General features: G+C 58.6%; 18 protein-coding genes. 5 read left to right on the plus strand and 13 right to left on the minus strand.

The features are described 5' to 3' along the window. Positions 1-81 precede the first annotated feature (81 nt). The 11 genes from U9R25_20295 to U9R25_20345 form a co-directional block, all read right to left on the minus strand. The gene (locus U9R25_20295; protein MEA3338236.1) at positions 82-549 is read right to left on the minus strand and encodes a TadE family protein; all 468 of its coding nucleotides are present in this window, start codon (positions 547-549) and stop codon (positions 82-84) included. A gap of 244 nt (positions 550-793) precedes the next feature. Continuing rightward, the gene (locus U9R25_20300; protein ID MEA3338237.1) at positions 794-2638 is read right to left on the minus strand and encodes an NERD domain-containing protein; all 1845 of its coding nucleotides are present in this window, start codon (positions 2636-2638) and stop codon (positions 794-796) included. Positions 2639-2728: 90 nt separating this feature from the next. Beyond that, positions 2729-3817: a DnaB-like helicase C-terminal domain-containing protein gene (locus U9R25_20305; protein MEA3338238.1), complete on the minus strand. Its 1089-nt coding sequence runs from the start codon at positions 3815-3817 to the stop codon at positions 2729-2731. A 56-nt stretch (positions 3818-3873) separates the two neighbouring features. Continuing rightward, the gene (locus tag U9R25_20310; GenBank protein MEA3338239.1) at positions 3874-5223 is read right to left on the minus strand and encodes a CpaF family protein; all 1350 of its coding nucleotides are present in this window, start codon (positions 5221-5223) and stop codon (positions 3874-3876) included. Between the two features lie 25 nt (positions 5224-5248). Beyond that, a complete protein-coding gene (locus U9R25_20315; GenBank protein ID MEA3338240.1) occupies positions 5249-7165 on the minus strand; it encodes a tetratricopeptide repeat protein in 1917 nt (638 codons plus the stop codon). 28 nt (positions 7166-7193) lie between these two features. Further along, the gene (locus tag U9R25_20320; protein ID MEA3338241.1) at positions 7194-8141 is read right to left on the minus strand and encodes a type II secretion system F family protein; all 948 of its coding nucleotides are present in this window, start codon (positions 8139-8141) and stop codon (positions 7194-7196) included. 45 nt (positions 8142-8186) lie between these two features. Further along, on the minus strand, positions 8187-9134 hold the full coding sequence (locus U9R25_20325; protein ID MEA3338242.1) for a type II secretion system F family protein: 948 nt from the start codon (positions 9132-9134) through the stop codon (positions 8187-8189). A gap of 34 nt (positions 9135-9168) precedes the next feature. Beyond that, entirely contained in the window at positions 9169-10431 is a 1263-nt protein-coding gene (locus tag U9R25_20330; GenBank protein ID MEA3338243.1) for a response regulator, read from the minus strand. Between the two features lie 61 nt (positions 10432-10492). Next, the gene (gene cpaB / locus U9R25_20335; GenBank protein ID MEA3338244.1) at positions 10493-11278 is read right to left on the minus strand and encodes a Flp pilus assembly protein CpaB; all 786 of its coding nucleotides are present in this window, start codon (positions 11276-11278) and stop codon (positions 10493-10495) included. Between the two features lie 9 nt (positions 11279-11287). Continuing rightward, on the minus strand, positions 11288-11728 hold the full coding sequence (locus U9R25_20340; protein ID MEA3338245.1) for a TadE family protein: 441 nt from the start codon (positions 11726-11728) through the stop codon (positions 11288-11290). A 153-nt stretch (positions 11729-11881) separates the two neighbouring features. Then, a complete protein-coding gene (locus U9R25_20345; GenBank protein ID MEA3338246.1) occupies positions 11882-12073 on the minus strand; it encodes a Flp family type IVb pilin in 192 nt (63 codons plus the stop codon). 337 nt (positions 12074-12410) lie between these two features. Here U9R25_20345 and U9R25_20350 point away from each other — a divergent pair, with 337 nt between their 5' ends. The 5 genes from U9R25_20350 to U9R25_20370 all read left to right on the plus strand — a co-directional run bounded on the left by U9R25_20350 (position 12411) and on the right by U9R25_20370 (position 19660). Beyond that, positions 12411-13988, plus strand: coding sequence for a hypothetical protein (locus U9R25_20350; GenBank protein ID MEA3338247.1), 1578 nt, complete (start codon positions 12411-12413; stop codon positions 13986-13988). 28 nt (positions 13989-14016) lie between these two features. Further along, complete coding sequence (locus U9R25_20355) at positions 14017-15522, plus strand: hypothetical protein (GenBank protein ID MEA3338248.1); 1506 nt, start codon at positions 14017-14019, stop codon at positions 15520-15522. Further along, the gene (locus U9R25_20360; GenBank protein MEA3338249.1) at positions 15494-16936 is read left to right on the plus strand and encodes a hypothetical protein; all 1443 of its coding nucleotides are present in this window, start codon (positions 15494-15496) and stop codon (positions 16934-16936) included. Before U9R25_20355 ends, U9R25_20360 begins: the two co-directional genes overlap by 29 nt. 13 nt (positions 16937-16949) lie before the next feature. After that, positions 16950-18425 carry a glycosyltransferase family 39 protein gene (locus U9R25_20365; protein MEA3338250.1) on the plus strand — a complete coding sequence of 492 codons (1476 nt, stop codon included), beginning with the start codon at positions 16950-16952 and terminating at the stop codon, positions 18423-18425. A 134-nt stretch (positions 18426-18559) separates the two neighbouring features. After that, positions 18560-19660: a glycosyltransferase family 87 protein gene (locus tag U9R25_20370; GenBank protein ID MEA3338251.1), complete on the plus strand. Its 1101-nt coding sequence runs from the start codon at positions 18560-18562 to the stop codon at positions 19658-19660. Positions 19661-19812: 152 nt separating this feature from the next. Here U9R25_20370 and U9R25_20375 read toward each other — a convergent pair whose 3' ends face one another. Both U9R25_20375 and U9R25_20380 read right to left on the minus strand, forming a co-directional pair. Next, the gene (locus U9R25_20375) at positions 19813-20829 is read right to left on the minus strand and encodes a DUF362 domain-containing protein (protein MEA3338252.1); all 1017 of its coding nucleotides are present in this window, start codon (positions 20827-20829) and stop codon (positions 19813-19815) included. 13 nt (positions 20830-20842) lie between these two features. Then, a complete protein-coding gene (locus tag U9R25_20380) occupies positions 20843-21703 on the minus strand; it encodes a prenyltransferase/squalene oxidase repeat-containing protein (protein ID MEA3338253.1) in 861 nt (286 codons plus the stop codon). Positions 21704-21814 lie beyond the last annotated feature (111 nt).

Genomic DNA, 21814 nt, shown 5'->3' on the forward strand with positions numbered 1-21814 from the left:
CAAAAACCACCACACTCAAGTACGCACTGTACATGCTAAATCCAAATACCCATACCAAGGACCGACAAAAATGACATTGCCCTAACCGGAGTCGTTTCCAAACCAATCCATGCGCGCTCGCGCCGTGAGTGTGAAATTACCCATACCGGTAATGCCGGTCATCCACATGATATGGGGATAGGTAACAGTGACGACATACTGCCTGTTACCCGTTGTCGGGCATCCGGTATTTACCGGGTCGGGCTGAATCGTTATGTTGGCGCTCGTTAACGTGATCCCGCTGCCAGCCGCCTCGGCGATAACCGCATCCTGAATAGCGGTTTTCAGTGCTGCACGCTGGGTTGCATTGGTAGGCTGGCATGGCAGCCGGATGGCATAACGCGCGCCGTCCCGGGCGGCGTTGGCGATGGTGATATAGCCACGAAACATGCGCCCCAGATCCCATACGCCCGCCACCAGCAACGCGAGCAGCACAAACACGACCGCCAGCTCGACTAACTGGGAGCCACGGTCTTCACGGGTGCGCCGGATTCTATCCGCCCGGTTCATTGATCGATTTCCCTCGCTATCTCTTGCCCTGTTCTCTTGTATATCTATTATAAGGCCTGAACACGCCCTTGTCAATGGACATAGGCCATGTTTACAACCCAGTTTTCCCAAGTGTGTTTGAGACTGCCACGTCGATCTCGCTGGATTGCTCCCGCAGCCTTTACTCAATTACTGCCGTCGCTCGATCTCCTCGCAGTGACAGATTTCCTGATGCTGTCATTATGGAGAATTACTGCCCTGACGCTCATTCACCCTCCAGCGAGGCCGGTGGTGTTGGTGTAACCGCTGGGCTGATCTCTCCAGGCCGGTCGTAGAGCCATAGGTTGACCTGATCGACGCCCTGTTGCGTCGCATCGTTCAGCTCTTGCAAACCCTGCTCGAGCCACGATTCGGCGGTTTCAATGGTGCCAGCTTCGGTCAACTGGTTCCAGGTGGGGCTGGCCAGCCGTATGCCGGCGGAAAGGGCTGCTATCAGCGCCATGGCCGCCAGGGCAACCAGGCCCGGTTGGAGCAGTGAACGCCGCTCAGACGATAGCGGCGAATCGTCCGCCAACCTTGCCGCGCGCATCTCGCTCACGGTTGCCGGTATGATGGACAGTCCCATGGTTATCAAGACCAACTGCAGGCCATCGTTGGTAGCCAATTCCGGTCCATTCCGTCCAGACAGGGCGTTCCAGAGCAGAAGGCCCACGACCGCTGTTGCTCCCAGTGCCAGCATCCATAGAATGATCTTGACCAGATAGCGCATCGTTGCATAGGGTACAGTCCATGCCGTGCGCTGGCCCAGTCCCCGCACCAGGCCGAAAACGGCCCACAACAGTCCGATGGCCAGAGCCCAGAACAGCGTAGGCGAGGTGAAGGAAGCAGGTGCTGCCAGGCCGCCGATTTCGCCCAACAAAGCGCCGATACCCCCACCTACCAGGCCGGCTACCAGGCCGTCAAGGAGAGGACGAAGGCCGTAACGACTGAGAGTCGCCGGCTCGCCACTCACCCTCACTTGCACGGGCACCGCCACGGGTTGGGTCGCTGCACTGGAGTCGATCAGCAAATCGGCCTGCCAGGGGGTGGCGCTGATGGGCAGGCTTGAGGTGTCAACGGTAATCACGGCTTCCTGGGGCCCACCGCTGAAACTGCGCGGTTCCACCTGGAGCCACGGTTGGCTGGCGCTGATGTTTCCGAATAGATAGCCGCGCCCCGGGCCTTTGCGTATCTTCACACGCCCGCGACAGGACCCACCTGATACCACACAGCCCAGGTTTAGAGGCCAGGGATGTACGTTCAGCCGAGGTCGATCTACCAGGCCTGTGCCGATCAGAAACATCTCCAGGGGCACCCTTGGGTCGCTTTCGCGCCCCTGCAGAACCTGCTGAGCCAGGTCGGCCAGATCAAGAGCACCCTCTGCCTCCAGCCATGCTTGCAACGTGCCGTTGTTAAGGTGATAGATTCCAACCTCGGGGTGGCGGTCCATATGCTGTACTGCGTCCCGAACCGTCCAGGCTTTTTTGCCACCAAACAGGCCCCCGGAGCGAAAGATGAAAGGGGTTTTTGTTCGTTGGGAGGCAGACAGCCTGCGGGCGTGCAACGCGTGAGCCAGATTGCGCCTGTCATAGCGATCTGGCAAACCACCGACGCTGGGAACCGGCATGGTCACGATTACACTTACCACGTTACCGGGGAAGGTCACCATCATGTCTGGTGCCACGCCGGGCACCAGGCGGGCATCGGGGTTGGTAAGCACCAGCAAGTGGTAAATGGCCGGTGCCTCCTGGCTTCGCAACTCATCGCGCGCAAATGTGGCCAGAAACGCGGTGTTCTTTTGGGCTTCAGCGGCCGGGTCTGGATAGGTGCCCGGCTGGCCATCAGGTGTTATCACCTGCCAGGGCTTGCCCGGCACCGGCCGGACTTCCCCGGCCCAGTCCTTCAGGTGCAGGACAAAGAGGCCCTGCGATCCAACGACTACCATATCCAGGGCATGTCCCTGAACGGTGGGTCGCTCGACGACCACGTAGTCATCAGGCAGCGTCTCGCTCAGGATCGCCCCAAGCGAGTCCGGCTCTGGCCAGCCATCGTTCATTAAGAACTCTGCCATCTGACGTGCCCCCTTCCCGCTATGAGAAGCCTGTGCAATGGCGCTTCAGCGATAGGCAACCGGAGCGGGAGGTGAATTCGAACAGCTTGTTTATTCCAGAACCAGTTTTTCATCCACCAGGCGTTCCCTTACGAAACGCCCCTCGGTAATGAAGCGAAAGTGGGCCGCGTCGAGCCGGTACTCCATATCCACGGCGTTGCGGCCAGCCCGGTTCTTCTCCACAGTCATCACAACCCAACCGCGCATGGCGTCGGCCATCCCGGGGTTGTAGACCATATGCTCGCGGCTGACAATGGCCCATTTGTTGTTGAGGATCAGTCCGACATCGGCCTCGTATTGCAATGCAGAGCTGCCGCGCAGGTCGCTCAGACGCATACGCTTTGATTTCAGGCCGATCCGGTCGGAAGCCGCGATCGCGACGACCTGGACTCCCAGCGCCATGGCCAGCTCCTTCAGCCCCTGGGTCAGGTGGGTGGTGACCTCGGTTTCAGGTTGAAGGGTTGCCCAGTTGACCGGGATTTTCTGCAGGTAGTCCACCACCACCACTAGCTGCCCGGTGCCCGCCCTGGCAGCGTCATTCACCCAGCGCCGAACATCGTCAAGGGTCGAAGTATCGCCGCTGGCCTTGACCAGGATCAAACGATCGCCGTAATCGGCCATCGTTTCAACCACCGGGCGGTAGCGCGGGGTCATCTGGAGGCGGTTGATCAGCCCGGCACCTGTGCTAGCGTCCTGGGCCATCTGGGCCAGGCGGCGCAGGGTGAGCGCCTGGTCGCCATCCCCTCGTTCGGCGCTCTCCAGGCAAAGCAGACGGGACATGAGGTGGTCCCGGTCGTGTTCGTAGCAGATATACATGGCGCGCGCGTTCGGGTTGGATCGCACGATATTGCGAGCCATCTGCAGGCCGAAAATGGTCTTGCCGACGCCAAAGGCGCCGCCGATGATCAGCAACTCACCCCGCCGCATACCACCGTTGAGGATATCATCCAGGGGATCGAAGCCGGTGGGCAACGAGATGTAGCGCGAGGTCTCGCCGCGCGCGGCTTCCTCTTCAACCCGGGTCATCACCTCTGCCAGGGTGGCTGGCCCGGTGCGTTCCATTTCAATGATATGGGGCGAGTGATGGCGAGCCTCCAGCACGATTCCGTCGCCTGAGCCGCCGCCTCCAGGATCTGTCATAACGTCGTATCCACCTTCAACAATCTGTGGGATCCATGGTTAGCTGTCAATAAAGCTCACCAGCGTCGTTTCTGCTGCACTGGTGAGAAGGTGCTCGGCGGAACCGAGAGACCTTCCGCCTGAATCTTGTCCATGAACTTGGGGCGCACGCCGGTGGCGGTGAAATGGCCCTCCACCTTGCCGTTTTTTACACCGCTTTGCACGTAACGGAAGATGTCCTGCATTACAATGACATCTCCCTCCATGCCCTGCACCTCAGTGATCTGTACCACGCGCCGGGTACCGTCCACCAGGCGATCCAGGTGCACGATAAGGTCGAAGGCCGAGGCGATCTGCTCGCGCACAGCCTTTAGCGGCAGGTCCATGCCAGCCATGAGTACCATGGTCTCGACGCGATGCAGCGTATCGCGCGGGCTGTTGGAGTGGGCAGTGGTCAGAGAGCCGTCGTGGCCAGTATTCATGGCCTGCAGCATGTCCAGGGCTTCCCCACCACGCACCTCACCGACCACGATGCGGTCGGGACGCATGCGCAACGAATTGATCACCAGTTGGCGGATCCTCACCTCCCCTTTGCCTTCCACGTTGGCCGGCCGCGCTTCCAGGCGGACCAGGTGGCGCTGGTGGAGCTGCAACTCGGCTGCATCCTCGATAGTGACGATACGCTCGCCGTCGGGTAGAAAGCTGGAAAGCACATTGAGCAGGGTGGTTTTTCCGGTGCTGGTGCCACCCGACACCACGAAATTCAAGCGGGCCTGGACACAGGTGCGCAGAAAGTCGAGCCACTCCCGTGGCAAAGTGTCCAGGCGCACCATGTCCTCGCCGGTGAAAGCGGCGCGAGAGAATTTACGGATGCTGATGCATGGTCCCATCAATGACAGGGGTGGGATGATGACATTGACGCGCGAGCCATCGGGCATACGTGCATCGACCATGGGGCTGCTCTCGTCCACTCGCCGGCCCAGGGGAGAGACAATGCGATCGATGATTCGCATCAACTCCTGGTCATCACGAAAACTCAGATCCGTTTCCTGCAAAATGCCATTGCGTTCGATGTAGATCTGATTCGGCCCGTTAACCAGGACTTCGGTGATGCTCTCGTCGCGCATGAGCGGCTCCAGCACGCCGAAACCCAGGATGTCGGACACGATCTTCTCGAAGAATTCTGCTCGCTCCGTGCGGCTAAGGGGTAACCCTTCATCGACGATGACTTCGTTGAAGATACGTTCGAGGGCCCGGCGGACCTCGTCGGGATTCTCCGAGGTGACCGCGGGACTCAACTCCGACAGCAGTCGTCGTTGCACACGGTCGCGCACCTGGTTATAGGCGCCGTTATCATTCAGTGGGGAGCCGTAAGCCCGCGAACGCGAACTATTGACCCGGGGTGAGTTTCGTTTAAGGTTGACCATTTAGATTCCTATCGTTTCAATACTGTTACTTGATCCACACCGGGTTGTACTCGTCCCAGGTGGTGCTGCTGACCTTGGTCCACAGGCGCATATCATCGGCGTCGATGACGTAGATCTGCTTGGTGCCCTCGCGGTTGGACCAGAATACGATGTGCTGGCCGTCCGATGACCAGGAGGGATGTTTATCCCACTCCCAGTCGTTATGAGTCAGGTTCCATTGCTCGGTGCCATCCTGCGAGTTGGCGATCCAGATGTCGTCGCTGGTCTTGTTCTGGCTGACGAAGGCGATGCGCCGGCCATCGGGGGACCAGACCGGGTCATAGGCCACCTTGGTCAATCCCTGGGAGATCTTCCAGGTGGGCAAGATATCCTGGACGCCGCCGGGTGGCGGCTGGCACTGGGCGTAGACGGCCGGATAATCATCGTCGCCGGTCTGGATGGTATAAGTGCGGCAGTTGCCGTCAGGCGACCAGGTTTCCCGCTCGCGCACCAGTTCGTACATCTCCTTCAGTTCGGGAGCATCGCCCAGATAGGTACGCCCGGTGCCGTCACCGTTCATGACCCACCAGCCTCTCTGTTCCGGTTTGTCGGCCCGGAAGAGGATTTTGCCCCGGTAGCGCTGGACGAGCGCTTCTGCCGAGAGTGGTGTGGGCGTCGGCGCTGGCGGTGCAGTCGGTCGCGGCGTGGGCGTGGGCGTCGCTGTCGGCGTGGCTGTCGGCGTCGCTGTGGGGGTGCTGGTGGGTGTTACACAGGCTACCGCTTCCTCGAAACGGGAGCAGGCCAGCGTATTGTCGTCCACCGGCAACTCCTGGCACCCCTTGCGATACTGTTCGTAGGCATCGTTGCAGTTGCCGGCAGCGCGGAATCGGTCACCACTGCCCACATAGGCATCGTAGAGGGTGTTGAGGGCCAGCCCATCCAGGTAGCCTGGGTTCAGGTCGTAGACGGAACGCAGCAAGGGCAGCGCCTGGTCCACCTGATCGTTGTCGAAGCGCTCCTTGCCCACGAGGAAACGGCTGGCCAGGTCGCGCTGCAGGGATGCCTCGGCAGCCTTGGGGCGCAGCACCAGCGTTTTTTCGAAGTGCTCCAGCGCCACGGGCAACTGGGACACCTGGGGCGGGACCTGGATGACAATCTCCTGGCCCAGTGCCAGATGACAATCGGCCAGGTAGCGCTCGACCTTGGGACGCTGATAGTCAAGGTCGGTGTTGCGCACCTGTTCCAGCTTGACCAGCGCCTCCTGGCAGTGTCCGGCCTGGGCCAGGACCGCACCTTCCTGGAAGTTCTGGATCATTTTCTGGCGCTTTTTGATCTGTTGCAGGTATGTCTCCAAGTCGGCGTTTCGCCAGCCAGGATAACGTTCCTGCAAATCCAAAAAGGCCAGTTGCGCTGCCGTGAGTTCTCCCTCATTCAAGCTGGCTATGGCATTCTCAAGAAGGCCCCTGCGTTCCTGGCCGATGGTTATTTCATTCAGCAGTTCGGCTGCACCTGGGTATTCGGGCGCTTCCGCCAGCAGTTCGTTGAGGGTTGTTTGTGCCAGGTCGTAATCTTCGTTTTCGACACCCGTCTCTGCCCTGCTGAACAGTGATTGACGCCGTATCCTGTCCTGTTGCGCTTGCTGCCAGGGAATGAGTTGACTGTTAACCAGGTTGATACCCTGGTAAACCATAAAAACAAGCAAGGCCAGAATGAGCCCGCGCACCAGCCATTTGCGCCAGGGGAAGGTAGAGCGTTTGGGCCGTACCCGCACAGCGCTGTCCAGTTTGGCCTTGAAGCGCGCTTCCGCCAACATCTGTTCTACCGAGCTATCGTCCGGATACTGCTGCGCCAGGGCCTCAAAGCAGCGAATAGCCTCCTGCCAGCGGCCTGCCTGCAGATGGGCCATGCCCTGGCTATAGAGGGGATCGTCGTATCCCAGGTTTTGTCCGGAAGCTATCGTCACGGGATGTCCTTGATTGTCAGCTTCTCATTTAGCCGCCGCCGAGGGTGCGGAAGAGATCGATAAAGGCTGGGATGGTGGGACCCAGGATCACCACCAACATGGCTGGAAAGATGAACAGCGCCAGGGGGATAACCATCTTGACGCCCGCCTGGCGGGCCAACTCCTCGGCTCGCTGGCGCCGTTTGACCCGCATCTGGGCCGCCTGGGTATGCAGCACCTCCGCAATGCTGACTCCCAGGGTGCTGGACTGGATCAACACGGCCACAAAGGTACGCAGGTCCTGCACGCCGGTACGTTCCACCATGCGCTGCAGGGCCACGTTGCGGGAGGTACCCATGCGCATTTCAGCCACGGCCCGGCGAAACTCCTGGGTCAGGGGGTTGTCCCAGCGCTCCCCTACCCGCAACAGAGCCGATTCAAAGGCCAGGCCGGCTTCCACGCCGATGGTCAACATATCCAGGGCATCGGGCAAAGCCCGCTGGATCTGGTACTGGCGCTTGCGCACTCTCCGTTTGAGCCAGTAGGTCACCAGCAGATAGCCCATGACCGCCATGGCCAGGCTGAACAACAATGACCGGGTGAAACCCTGATTGCGGTTCACCAACAGGAACGCGCCCACTGCCATCAGCAGCGCCACCAGCACACGCAGGCCCATAAAATCGAGGGCGGTCATGCTGCCCGGGTTACCCGCCATGACCAGCTGGTGCTGGATGGCAGGGATAGACCCCTGGGGCAATATGCGTCCCAGCAGGCTCAACCCACTGCGGGCAGGGGGCAGGATCACCCGGCTGACGAAGGGCTGGCTCATCTCCCCTTCCAGCACCATGTCGGCCCGGTCCAGGTAATCCTCCAGTCGCTCCTCCACCTGCCTGGGTGGGCGCGCCGGTGCAAAGGCCATCCATACCAGAACCACCGCCAGGGCAACCAGGGCGGCAAACAAAAAGGGGGAAACCAGGCCAGCAAATTCCGTTAACATTCGGCGTCTCAGATGATGGGCTAAGGGCGTTCTCTTAACTTTTTTTTACACGTCGATGTCCACGATACGGCGGATAATCAGAAAACCGATGAGCTGCAGAATCAGGGCAGCCACCGGCAGCAGGCGGATCCAGCCGGGCTCAAACAGGCGGCTGATGTACATTGGCACGATGAGGAACATGGCCAGGCCGACGATGAAGGGCAGCGCAGCCAGCACATAGCCGGTGAAGCGCTGTTGAGCGGTCATGACCTGAACATCGCGCAGCAGGCGGATGCGGTCACGAACGGTGTAACTGATGGTGTCGAGAGTCTGGGCCAGGTTGCCACCTGTCTCATATTGGACGTTGATGGCGGTCACCACCATATCCCAGTCCACACTGCCGACGCGCTCGGCCATGTCGGAAAGGGCTCGCTGCATCGGTACGCCCAGGGTGATGGCCTGCATGACCCGGGAAAATTCCTTTGAGGCTGGCTCTGCCATCTCGTCCACCAGCAGGCCCATGGCCTGGGTCAGGCCGTAACCGGCCCGCAGGGCGCCTACCATCAAGGTGAGAATGTCCGGTATCTGCTCGGTGAAGGCCCTGCGGCGGCGGTTTTCCCGCACCCGCAGGTAAAAGAGAGGCAGGAACCCACCCAGGGCCGCCAGCACCAGGGCCAGCAGGACACCGCCGCGCCACAGGCCGATCAGCAGGCCGGCCAGGGCCGCACCGAAAATGATCAGGAAATACTCGGCTGCCGTCATGGATATGTCGGCCCGGGTAAGCGACCCGGCAAGGCGGGGCCCAAAACCGAAACCGGCCAACGTACGATTCAGCGCCGGCAGGCGACTGCGTTGGCCCAGGTAGCCTTCCGCGCCGGTATCGAGGGTGCCGCTGTATTCGGTCAGCCGTTCTTCCACCGGGTTGGCCGCGCCGAACATGCGCCAGAGGGCCATAAAGCCCATGAGCACGGAAAGTGCTACCAGCAATGAGACGAGTATTGGTCCAAATGTCATGGTGACATGATGACACGATGACATATTGACATCATCATGATTGTGATTCCACCGCTTTGGAGCGGCGGAAGAGGCGATCCAGGAAGCTGCTACCGGACTGAGTTTGCACGCCTTGCCAGGTGGGGTCCTCGCGCGCCACATCCTCGATCAGGCTTTGCGAGAAGCTCTTGAAGGAGCGGGCCAGCGAACTGCGGCCATGACTCATGGTCAGCGGCACGCCCCGGTTGACACTATGGGTGGCCAGCGCCTGGTCGTCGGGAATGCGCTGTTGAACCGATACCCGCAGGCGCTCTTCGATGTCGCTCACCGGTATGCCACCTTTCATGCTGGCACGGTTGAGTACCAGCCAGACCCGCTCGTCGGGATAACCCCGTTCATGGAGCAGGTCCATCATCAGGCGTGTGTTGCGCAGCCCCACCATTTCGGGCAGCACCGACATGACAATGCGGTCGGCGCCGTCCAGAAAGGCGAATGCCGTTTCATCCATGGGCAGCCCCAGGTCCACGACTACCCAGGGAAACATGCGTTTGAGCAACGCCAGGATTTGCTGAACCTGCGGCAGCGAGATGGGGTTCGAAAGGTCAGCCGGCGGTGGCGCCAGCAGCACCTGGACGCCAGATACATGCGGCATCATAACGCCCATGATCAGGTCGGGGTCCAGCCTGGCCAACCGGGGCAACAGATCCAACACCGTGCGCTGTCCGGGCAGATTCAGGGCGACATCGATGGCCGGGGCAGCATAATCGGCGTCCACCAGGGCGACCGGCTGACCGGTGACCTGGTGCAGGCTGATGGCGGTGTTGATGGCCAGGGTGGTGCGACCGGTACCCCCTTTGGGCGCACAGAAAACTACGCTGCGACCGGGCTGAATCTCCGTCCCAATCTCACTATAGGCAGCCACGGCGGCGGGACGGCCAAGCAGCTGGCGCAAGGAAGCCTCCAGGTCCTCGGCCTGCAGCGGTTTAACCACAAAACCGCGGGCACCGGCCAGCACCGCCTGCTGGGCCATTTCCATGGCATCGGCGGGCACCAGCATCAGGATGGCCGCACCGGGGGCCCGGGTCTGAAGCTGGCGGATCAAGCCGGCTACATCGGCGTTGCCCAGGGCATTGTCCAGCAGCACCACGTGGGGGATCAGGTCCTGGGCGCGCAGGGGAGCCAGATCCGGTTGGGATATCCAATAAAGCCGGTACTCGCCGATTCGCCCGGTCAGGGCTTCAGTTACCTCGTCGCGAACGTTTTCTTCGACGCTGACAAGCAACATGCGAAGGGTTTCGCCTGGAATCAATCCTGCCACGCCGGTTCTCCGTTAACCTGAATTAGCCAGAAACACGAAGGGGGTTGAAAAGACATAACGATTATCGCCCCACGGCGTTGGGAATCTCGTAACGGTCCAGCATGTAATCCACATCCACCGGTTCCGTCTCAAAGGGCCCCTCATCTCCGGGTGCCCGCACCACAATGTCGACGATACCGCCGGCATCCTTGACATACTTGAGGGTCAACGCATCCTGGGGGGTAACGGTCAATAAAATGGCTTGCGGCGCGTTGCTCGTGCCACCGGTGGTGGTTTCTCCGCCGACGATGGCAGCGATGGTCAGGTTCTGCAGAAGGTTAAAGGTTGCCTGCTCCGTGTCATCTCTGCCCTCGACGCCCCGGTCGGTGGGGAAGTCCAGCGAAAAGAGCAGATCGACGTGGTCTCCTGGCTTGAGGAACGCAATCCGGCTCATCAGGTCCTCGATGGGAAAAGCCATCAGCACCTCGCCGTCGGAGAGAACCAAAGCTATGCGCCCGTCGCCGGAGATGAGATTGGGATCGGCCAGGCGTTCAGCCAGCAACACCTCGCCGGGGACGAGATTGCCCAAGGTAATCTTGCCGATGGCATTCTCCAGGTCGTCCACATATCCCTCAGGTACGGCACCGGCCGGGACATCCCGTGCCTCCAGCATATCTGCCGTGAGCAGGGTACCCACCTCGATATTCTGGGTGGCCACCACCACCGGGCGCTCGGCACCGGCAACCAAGGGCCCTTGCCCGTCCGGGGTCTCGCTGAGCTGGTTCAGGGTCAGGAACGCGACAACGCCGGCCAGGATGGCCACCACCACGCCGGCCGTAAGCCACAGGCATCCACGAGTGCGCACCATATAGTGCTCCTATTCTAGCCGCATGGTTGACCGGCTGCCCAGGGTCAGGCCGCTGGGCAAAAAGGGCTCGATCAAGCCGAAGAAAGGGTTGTAATCGTAGCGGATCTCCACGCTGATCTCGGCTGCGTTGGGCCTGGACACGGTGACCGCCAACTGACCGGGATCCAGGGCGAGCGCTTTGGTACATGCTGCGACAACAACAGCGTGAGTGCCTGGACAGGTCTCATTGACCGATCCGCCGATAGCCGGAATATAGGTGCTGGGATCTGGACTCGACCGGCGCACTACCGACCAGCGCGCGCCCTCGCGCGCCACGTTGGTAACGCTGTTTTGGGAGAATATGATAATGCCGAACTCGATAATCCCCAAAATCAGCAGGAATAGCACGAAAAAGACAATGGCGTATTCCACTAACTCCTGGCCGCCGTTATCTTTTCGACACAAAGGCATGGCATTCCCTCCGGATGCGGATATCAACGGTACCGCCCCCAGTATACCTGATATGGAATAGAGTTACAAGCCAAAAACAGGGGAACGCAGCCAAATGGCAGCGGCCTTGCAGATCGTGCCGCTGCCATTTGGTGCCTGAGGGCTTAACGCCGATTAGCTACTAAACCAGCCACTAATGTTGGTGCTGAAGTTGCCAAATACGGTGCTGAGATTGGTGCCGACGGCGACCACCGCCAGCAATACAACCATGGCAATCAGCCCCAACAGAATGGCATACTCGGCCAGGTCCTGGCCCTCTTCATCGGAAAAGATCGAGGTAAGGTAAGTGAACAGATACTGTAACATGGTTTGGGTCCTCCGTGGTTGAAATGGATTGCCGCCCGCTGTTCAGGCAGCATGTTGGTTGAGATAGTGGAACACAGGTCCCGCTCTCCTGGTGAGGTTACCAGCCTCTCGTTGGTTCTTGCGGTGGTACCAACAAATAGTGGATTTTTCCGCGTCTTAATTATAGCACCAAAACTCTCCGCACGACGGCGCCAGTTCTTAGAACATCCTTAGAAGGTCGATAAAACTGCAGCGGCGCTTGTCAAATTGTCTGCTTCAGGCTAATATAACTGGAGTTACGCAGGTAACGGTCGGTGGTCAGCAGTCGGCGTAACATCAATTTCTAATACGCGTTGTCATGCAAAAGCAAGTTTTTCGCCCGCGAAACTGGATAGCTGGCCTGCGTATCGAGCATGTGTGGGCACTATCGGTGCTCTTTGTGATTTTCTTTTTTGCCAGTACCCATCCTCTGCGTCCCCACGACTTCTGGTGGCATCTGCGAGCTGGCCAGGTGATTGCAGCGACCGGGGCAATCCCGACTGTCGACCAGTTTTCATACACCATGGCCGGAACACCCTACGACAACTTCGCGGCCTTCTGGCTGGTGGAACTGGCGTTTTTCGGCCTCTACTCCCTCGGTGGGCCGGCTTCAGTCATCTTCTCCAACGCTGTTGTCATCACGGCGGCGTGTGCCGTACTACTGGTCCTATGTTGGCAGGTATCTGGCAATTGGCGGGCTGCGGCCGCCGGCACCTTTTTTGCTGCCCTGCTGGGCTATAACGACTGGAATGTGCGGCCCCAGGATGCGGCCTTTCTGTTGGGGGCAATATTCCTCTGGGCCATCTACGCGTACCGCCGTCAGCCGCGAAGCTGGCTGTTGGCGGTCTTTCCGATGACGATGCTTCTCTGGGCCAATAGCCATGGCTCGTTCACGGTGGGATTTCTGATGCTGGGAATCTGGCTGGCCAATGCGGTCGGACAGGCACTATACCGGCGAGTTGCCTCCGGGGAATGGATTTCGGCCCGCCAGGTGGTCCCACCGGCGGCAGCGTTGGGGCTCTCGGCGATGGCGGCGCTGGTCAACCCCAGGGGAGCGGGCCTGATCAGCTATGTGGGATCTCTGGCAGCCAATCCTGCAGTGCAGAAGCTGGCGACCGAGTGGGCGGCGCCCTCGTTCGGTACGGTGTCAGGTACGATCTTCTTTCTCGGGTTGTTATTGGTTGTGGTATTGTTAGTGGTCTCGCCGCTGCGTCCAGGTCTTTTTGAGGTACTCACTCTGCTGCTATTTGCCGGCCTGGCGCTGCGCACTTCGCGCGGCATTTCGTGGTTTGGCCTGGCGCTGGCGCCGATCGTGTCCAGGCATCTGGTGGCGGCCGCCAACCGGGTTGGGTCGATGCCAGACAGGAGAGTACCAGAAGGCTCGGTTCGGGAGGGGGATGGCCGCCAATATCCAGTCCTCAACTATCTCATCGCTGCAGGCCTGGTTGTTGGCATGGTGTTTTCCACCCCCTGGTTGAAGGATCGATTGCCCTTGCCGGCGTTTCGTCGCAACTTGATCTCCGACGAGACTCCGGTAGTTGCCACCGACTTCATGAAACAACAGCAGCTACCGGGTAAACTGTTTCACGAGATGGGCTTTGGCAGCTATCTGATCTGGGCTGCCTATCCCGACTACCAGGTCTTTGTGGATCCCAGGATTGAGCTTTACCCCCTGTCCCTATGGCAGGAATACCAGTCGCTCTCGGCCGCCGAGGGCGACTGGCAGCAACGGCTGGTGGACATGGGAGTCAACACCCTGATGCTTGGCCCGAAAAATCAACGAGGGTTGGTCGAGGCTGCCAGGCAATCCCCGAATTGGCGTCAGGTTTACACGGATCCGGCCGCTGTGATATTTATCCGTACCGGTGGTCCGCCAACGGCAGAGGGAACGCCGTGATGTCCGTACGTGTAACGAGAGGTGGATCGTGACAGAACATACAGTCGATTCTGGATCAGCCGATATTCTGCCGGTTCGCAGGGCCTGGGGCCGTACAATTCTGTTGTTGGTCCCTCTCATGATCCTGGTGGCGGGCTCCTACTTTTTCCGCAACACTGATCCTGACTACTGGTGGCACGTGCGTACCGGCCAGATGATCGTCGAGACGGGCATGTTGCCTCGCCAGGATATTTTTTCCTATACCACGGCCGGTCGGCCCTGGATTACCCATGAGTGGCTGAGCCAGGTAGTGTTTTTTCTCGTGCAACGGGGTGCAGGCTACCGGGCCAACGTGTTACTTTTCGGCTTACTGGGTTGTCTGAGCCTGCTAGCGGTCTACGCCGCTTGCCGTCTGCGTGGGCTTGGCGAACTGGGAGCCAGCCTATTGGCCTTGACTGCTATCATGGTCGGCTTCGCATCGGCCAACGTGCGCCCGCAGATGGTAACGGCACTTCTGGTGGCGGTCACGGTCCTTATTCTTAGCTACGCCAAGCTCGAAGGAAAGCTGCGCTCACTCTGGATCCTGCCCGTGTTGTTCGTGGCCTGGGTCAACTTCCACGGTGGCTATGTGATCGGCCTGGTGTTGCTATGGCTGGCCGTGGTCGGTGAAACTTTGACCAGCCGCCGTAGAGATGTCTCGATCCCGTTACGGATCCTGTTGCCGGTCGCGCTGCTCAGCACCGTGGCCGTGCTGCTCAATCCTCATGGCTTGGAAGCCCTCCTATATCCGTTTTCTTACGCGGGCACAGAAAACGCATCCATGCGTTTCATCATGGAGTGGCAATCGCCCGACTTCCACGTTCCAGGATTCTTGGGCTTCGCCATTGTTCTACTTGTAACTACGGTCGTCGGGCTGGGGGGTAAACCCCTGGGACTGACGGAAGTGCTCTGGTCGCTGCTGCTGGGCTTCCTGGCACTGCGTTCGGTGCGTCATGTTCCGCTCTACGCAATCGCGGTGATGCCCTTGTTGGGTGCCCGACTATTGACCTGGCTTCCAGTGTTAGGGCAGCAGCTGGCAACATGGCGCCGAACAATGCCTTTGCTGGTGCTATGGTTGCTCTTGCCCATCACATTGCTGTGGGCATTTGTCAGGATTAATCAGGGCGAGTTGAACCTGCAAACAGGACAGCAACCAAGCACAGTTAGCTATCCCTCGGAGGGTGTCGCATATCTGCGCAACAACGATCTTCCCGGTAACTTGCTCAACGAGTATGCCTGGGGCGGCTACCTGATCTATGAGCTGTTTCCTGAGCGTCTTGTTTTCATTGACGGCCGGGCCGATGTCTACGGAGACGCCTTTATGGATCGTTATGGCGAGGTAGCCGGGGTGCGTCCCGGCTGGCGTCAGGTGTTGGAGGATTACGACATTCAGGTGGTCCTTCTTCCCCAAGATAGCCCGGCCGCCGTACTGTTTCAAAGCGCAAGAGAATGGGAGCAGGTTTTCGAAGGCGAGGAGGAAGTGATATTTGTCCGCGAAATCCCCAATCAGGAATAGTCAGGCATGGTTGCTGGCGCTGTTGGCCGGTTTGGGTCTGGCGTTGACAGTGCTCTTCGTGTTGTATATTCTGCTTTTCATCAACTATCCGCCTGGTTACGACTCTCCCTATGGCCTGAACTTACAATCGATCACGTTGTTTGGCGATTTGTGGTCGTATCCCAGGTTGGCGATCAGCCCCGAGGATTTCCGCCGTGGTGCCATATTGACCACTGTTGGCCTTTGGCTGGTCTTTCTGGTGACAGTTCCCGTAGCTCAACGCCTGGAGAAAGGTGCGCAGCGACGCCGGAGCATCTATTTTGCGGGGGGATACTTCCTGTTTTTGAACGCCTTACTTGCTCTCTTCATGCCCCCGGTCCTGTCCTCAGATGTGAATCACTTTTCGCTCTACGGGCGCATCGTCGTTCATTACAACCTAAACCCTTACGTTGTGTCAGGAGCGGCTGTACCCGAGGATCCTTTTTCGCTGTTGACCGCATTCAACCCGACGACCAGCCGTCTCGGTCCGCTGTGGACCATTATTTCCTCAGGCCTCGTTGCACTTGGTGGCGACAGCATCTTAAAGACCGTGCTGCTGTTCAAGGTGTTCGCGGCGATGTGTAACCTCGTGGCCGGCAGCGTCGTATTCCTCCTGGCTCGTCGCCTTACGGGTGCGTTTGGCCTGGTTTCCTTCCTTCTCTATGGCTGGAATCCGCTGATATTGCTCGAAACCGCCGGCAGCGCTCACCTGGATGCAGCAATGCTCGCTCTGGCCGTTCTGGGAATCTTCATAGCTGTCCAGGGGAGCGTGCTGTTGGGATGGCTTTCCCTTCAGCTCTCAGTGGCCACAAAGCTGACCACGGCGCTGATACTTCCTCTATTCGTGGTATACTATCTCGCGAGGCAACAGACCTGGCGCGAGCGCGGCCGCTTCATTCTCGAGACAGCACTTGTTGCTATTCTCGCTTGGGGCCTGCTGGTCCTGCCTTTGACCCTGGGAAAAGCGAGCCCGGTAAGGGTAATATTTCCGGCCAGTCCAGCCGACAACCTTATGCCGAACCCGCTGTGGCTGTCATTATACGGTCGCTTCACAACAACTAGCCAGGTCTTCGACTGGACCCGATTGCAATCCAACACCCTTGATACCTTCGTGCTCACTCTGAGCCTGGCGTTTCTTGGGCTGTTGATTGTCGTGATAATCATGGCAATCAAAAATCAGTACGACTGGCCACATCTAATATGGTGGTGGGGCGTACTTACGTTCCTTTACCTTTTTGTTGTGCACGGTGGCAGCTTTCCCTGGTACATGATTGTGCCTTTTGCCGCGACCAGTATCTCGTGGCCGGCGGGCCGCACCCACTTCTTCTGGGGCTTCTGTGTATTGTTATCGGTTGTATCTATGCTCATCTACGGCGTATTGCGGACAGCCACATGACAGGAAAAAACCTGTGTCACCCAAACACCGTCTGTGGATTGACAGAATCGGGCTGCTTTTCATTCTGACCATCCTTGCGATTACCTTTTTGCGCACGAATCAATATTGGGCAAGGATGCTCCGCCATCCCTATTCAGTGGACTATGGAGAGGGCCCTCTTCTCCACCAGGCTCGCGTGTTACTGTCCGGCAATACGATCTACCCAGTAGGATGGACCGATTATCCGTATACCGTCTCCAATTACCCCCCCTTATACATCACTGCCCTGGCAATGAGTAGTACCATGTTCAAATCGGAATTGATGGCTGGCCGCGTTGTTACGCTTTCCGCAGCTATCGCTTCGGTCGTGTTCATAGGGTTGATAATCCATTCGCTGACCCAGGATCTCGGCGCAAGTGTAATCGCTGCCTTGATTTTTGCTGCGTCTCCGATTTTTGTAAGGTGGGCAACTCTTATTCGGGTAGACATGCTGGCTCTGGCTCTAAGCCTGCTGGCAATACTCATAGCCGTGAGATTCTGGTCAACAACTTGGTCGCCGTGGTTAGTTACTTTGCTTGTAACCGCAGCATTTCTTACACGTCAGACCACGCTGCTTGCTGCCACTGTGGCAGTGTTCGTTTGGTTTCTTTCCCACGATGGCAAAAAAGCCCGCGCCTTCCTGTTGATCGGCGGGATATCTGTTCTGGGAGTATTCACGGGGCTAAACCTAGTCACCAGGGGCGGTTTCTTTTTGCATACCATTGTGGCGAACATGAACGACTATTCTCTTGGACGAGTGTTGCCCATGTTCACCATATTTGCACTTACAATGCCAATACTTATCGCAATTGCCTTGAGCGAAATCGGTGGCGCCGTGATTGCAAAGCGACCTGTCATGATGTTACCGGCCTCATACGCTGTTGCAGCAATAGGCGTTGGCTTGGCAGCTGGAAAAATCGGCGCAGGATACAATTATTTCCTGGAACTGTCCGTTGTACTCGCTCTATTCTGTGGAACTGTATTAGCTCGCTGGCGGGCATCTGGGCAAAAAACCCTTCCGGCTTTGTATCTATTGTTGGCCGTACAGAGCGTGATTCTCGTTTCCACAAACTACACATTGTTTTATTCGACCGGTCTTGATGATTCGGCCAGAATCCAACTGGACAAGCTTGCGGGGCTTATCGAGGCCGAAACTGAACCGGTTCTGGCTGACGAGCATCTCGCAGAGGTGGTGCTTCGCCAGGGGCAGATTGTATTGCAGCCATTCGAGATGACTCAACTTTCGAGACAAGGTGTGTGGGATCAGACCCCATTGGTCGAAGATATTCGTACAGGGAAATTCGGACTAATCCTGGTAAGTCATCCACCTTCTTCCCACAGCAGCAATGCCGCACAATCAACTCATTGGACCCAAGAGATGTGGACAGCGATTGTTGAGGCATACGAGCCAGAAGGAATCTGGGCCGACGCCACGATTTACCGACCAATGGCAATAGATGCGCAGCAGTGATAGTCAAAAATATTGGTGAGGTCACGGCGATCATGCTGAAACTGTTCACGCGTAGATCTTCAATTCGTCGCACGCTTATTTTTGGTCTCCTCGTCGGTGTGCTGATTACTCTCGCCTGGCGCGCAGATACATTCATGTCTTCCAACCTGTTACAGGTGGATGACTACGTGGAATACTGGGCAGCCGGCTACCTGAACATGACCGGGGGCAACCCTTTTGCGCCGGACGAGCTGCTCCCAGTACAGCTAGAAATCGGCCGGCACGAGGGGGTACCGGTGATGATGTGGAATCCTCCCTTTACGCTCGCCATCGCCATGCCGCTGGCTCTGTTGTCCTATCCAAGCAGTCGCTTTCTCTGGTTCCTACTGCAGATGTTTGTAATAGCGCTGTCGGCAAGCTGGCTGTGGCACGCGTTCGACGGTCCCCCGCGCAACTACTGGCTCGCCTGGTTGATCGCGTTCACATTCTATCCAACGTTTGCCTTGCTACAGACTGGCCAGATCGGCGGCCTGTTGCTTCTGGGAGTGGCCGGATTCCTTTTTTTTGAAGGGAGACGACGACCTTGGGTTGCGGGCATGTTTGCTTCTTTGACCGCAATCAAACCGCACTTACTTTACTTATTCTGGATAGCTCTCGTGCTGTGGACCATATCACACCGACGGTGGAGGGTGCTTGCCGGCGCGGCTACAACCTTGCTTGGGGGATTGATGATTGCTTCTATTGTCAACCCTCCGGTGATCCTGCAATACCTGCACGCGGCCACGAGTTATCCACCGAACGACTGGGCCACGCCTACACTGGGCGGTTTCCTCCGCTGGGTGTTTGGCGCTCGATACACCGTCCTGCAAATCCTGCCCGTGTCACTGGGCTTTGCGTGGCTGGCCGTTCGCTGGTGGCATGATGGTAGTCAATGGCGTTGGATTGAACAAATGCCGGCAGTCGTGTTAGTGTCGGTGTTGACCGCGGCCTACGGCTGGTCCTCGGACAAGATCGTGTTGCTTGTGATACTGATTCCTCTTGCCATCTGGTTGGTCACCAATCCTCCGCCTCGGATAGCTGTCCTGTTGATATCGGCATCATACCTGATGATCAACCTGCTAGCATTGGTCCGCCACGGTGGAAACAACGATTTTGAGTATGTCTGGTTCGGGCCAGCTCTCTTGCTGTGGTACCTATGCGTAGAGTGGTATCGATCCCGCCGAGAAAAGGGGCAAGTGAAGGTAAAAACCGTGTGATACTCTCCGGGGTCACGGGACTGACCACGTCAATTTTGCAACCTATTCCCTCCATCTGTGTAATTGCCAATATCATCCTCTATCGAACGGTTGGAAAGCGCTGTTGGGCTGTGGGATGCGGCAGTGCTTTCGATGCATTACTCGCCTTCGTTTCACCACGCGGGAGGTCGGGCATAGGGATGCTGCAGCCTTTCGATCGAGCCGCCCACAACGTCAATCCGGTTCGGTTGCCCTATGCCTGTCAGCACAGCAAGGGAAAGATGAGGGATATCGTTGAGGTCGAAACCCATAAGCTGGGCACAAAGCCCGTCCACAGCCACGGGATCGGCCCCAACTGCTAGTAGTCCGTGGCGCACCGGCGTGCCAAACAACGGTCCATCACCTTCCATGCCGATGATGCCGTCCACAACCGAGACCACTAGAGGAACTGCATGGAAAATGCCCAGGATACTCAGGGCGATTCCGTTGACGTGCAACATGTTCTTTGGCCATCCGTAACGCACACCGGGTACCACGCCGAACAGATTCTTTAGGCTCAAAGACACCCCCGCCCAATGATGGGTTTTTAACTTGGGCACCGATACGATCAGGTCGGCCTCTCTTACATGGAGAGGCAGCCACAGTTCCCTCTGCTGTAGAAACCACTCACGACCCACAGGGACAGGCCGCGGGTCATCATAGTTCAGATCCACAAAGCTGATTCCACGGTGGGCCAGCACCGCCGCCAGGCCGCTGGCTTCTGCAACGGGGGCTGCGTCGCGTCGAAAGCCAGGTCCATCGCCAACGATTACCCTGGCTGCACCCAACTCAGCCAGAAGGTCCAGGACCGCGGCGACAACCTGGGGCGCCGTGGTAGCGGGATGTCCCTCGATGTGGTCGATCAGGTTGGGCTTGACCAGCACCCTTTTGCCGGCCACGTCAGGCATGGCCGATTGGCGCCACAGGTCGCGCAGGCAGTCCAGTGTATCATCGTAGCTGGGACAGGATGCCAGGCCGACCACGGCGGGTTTCGATGAGAGTTTTTGGGTTTGCCCACGCACTAACCAGGGCACAGCTCGCGCCAGGCCTATGGGCTGGACCATTCGATCCAGCGCCACTACGCCAGCACCGGCCGTTGCAAGGGTGGCCAATCGAAGGAACGCGCGGCGGCTGAGTCTCGGTGAGGTCATTGTTGGCCAGCGGTTACCATGGGACCGTTCTGCCAGTTGCCATAAAGGCAACCGCAGTGTGATAGGGATTGGCATTCCAACTGCCGTTGGGCTGTTGTTGCGCCACCAATCGATCGGAAGCGGCACTGTCGTCCAGGCCCAGGTCTTTTTGTGCCAACAGTCCCCAGGCCAATGCCAGGGCGCCGCCGTCGTCGGCCATGGCTTCGCGCACTGCTGCCACATCTTGCGACATGATTGTCTCAGGGGCAATACGCGATAGCGCCAGCAGTGCCCAGGCCGTGGGATGGGCGCGGGGGGGCAGGGGCTGGCTGAACATGACCGGGTTGCCTACGTTCCAGCCACCACCCGGGCAGCGTCGATCGGTGAGATATCGGACCGCGTTCGTGACGCGCGGCGAGTCGGCATGGCCGGCCACAGCTAATGCCAGCATGGCAAGGGCTGTGGGTTCGATCCAGGTGGCCTGTCCCGGTAACCAGGGCCAGCCCTTGAGCGTCAGGTCGATTTCCAGAAGTGGTTGTAGTTGCTGCATGGCATCGGCGCTGGGTTCGGGCGTATCCACGTCCAACAGCCACTGGGCGCTTCTGGCGACTGAGTCCTCGGCACTACCTGCCGTGACTATCGCCAGCAACCCCCAGGCGGTTTGCCAGCCACTCTGCTGGTCGTCAGCCGAAATGCCCCAGCCACCGTCGCGGTGTTGGGCGGCATCCAGCCAGTCAAGCGCACGGACCCGTGCTTCCGGCATTTTTGGGTCGTCACTTGTTGCGATGACAACTGCAGCAGTGGCCTCGACGCTGGAGTCCTGCGCGATTGCGTATCCCCAACCTCCATCGGGGTTTTGTGCTTCAGCCAGAAATGCCCATCCGCTCGGTTGCATGTTACTCGCTCATTGGTCGATGGCATCCAGACCCAGCCAGGTTCGCGATACGGTAGTTGCATTGAAGTTACCACACTTGGATCTCTTACTTCACCCTTCATTCTACCACAA

This window comes from Chloroflexota bacterium, assembly GCA_034717495.1.
Classification (GTDB): domain Bacteria; phylum Chloroflexota; class Anaerolineae; order JAAEKA01; family JAAEKA01; genus JAYELL01.

Bases quoted from the DNA above. Each gene is read 5' to 3' on its own strand.
- U9R25_20295 (MEA3338236.1), bottom strand. From the start codon at position 549: ATGAACCGGGCGGATAGAATCCGGCGCACCCGTGAAGACCGTGGCTCC.
- U9R25_20300 (MEA3338237.1), bottom strand. From the start codon at position 2,638: ATGGCAGAGTTCTTAATGAACGATGGCTGGCCAGAGCCGGACTCGCTT.
- U9R25_20305 (MEA3338238.1), bottom strand. From the start codon at position 3,817: ATGACAGATCCTGGAGGCGGCGGCTCAGGCGACGGAATCGTGCTGGAG.
- U9R25_20310 (MEA3338239.1), bottom strand. From the start codon at position 5,223: ATGGTCAACCTTAAACGAAACTCACCCCGGGTCAATAGTTCGCGTTCG.
- U9R25_20320 (MEA3338241.1), bottom strand. From the start codon at position 8,141: ATGTTAACGGAATTTGCTGGCCTGGTTTCCCCCTTTTTGTTTGCCGCC.
- U9R25_20325 (MEA3338242.1), bottom strand. From the start codon at position 9,134: ATGACATTTGGACCAATACTCGTCTCATTGCTGGTAGCACTTTCCGTG.
- cpaB (MEA3338244.1), bottom strand. From the start codon at position 11,278: ATGGTGCGCACTCGTGGATGCCTGTGGCTTACGGCCGGCGTGGTGGTG.
- U9R25_20340 (MEA3338245.1), bottom strand. From the start codon at position 11,728: ATGCCTTTGTGTCGAAAAGATAACGGCGGCCAGGAGTTAGTGGAATAC.
- U9R25_20345 (MEA3338246.1), bottom strand. From the start codon at position 12,073: ATGTTACAGTATCTGTTCACTTACCTTACCTCGATCTTTTCCGATGAA.
- U9R25_20350 (MEA3338247.1), top strand. From the start codon at position 12,411: ATGCAAAAGCAAGTTTTTCGCCCGCGAAACTGGATAGCTGGCCTGCGT.
- U9R25_20370 (MEA3338251.1), top strand. From the start codon at position 18,560: ATGTCTTCCAACCTGTTACAGGTGGATGACTACGTGGAATACTGGGCA.
- U9R25_20375 (MEA3338252.1), bottom strand. From the start codon at position 20,829: ATGACCTCACCGAGACTCAGCCGCCGCGCGTTCCTTCGATTGGCCACC.
- U9R25_20380 (MEA3338253.1), bottom strand. From the start codon at position 21,703: ATGCAACCGAGCGGATGGGCATTTCTGGCTGAAGCACAAAACCCCGAT.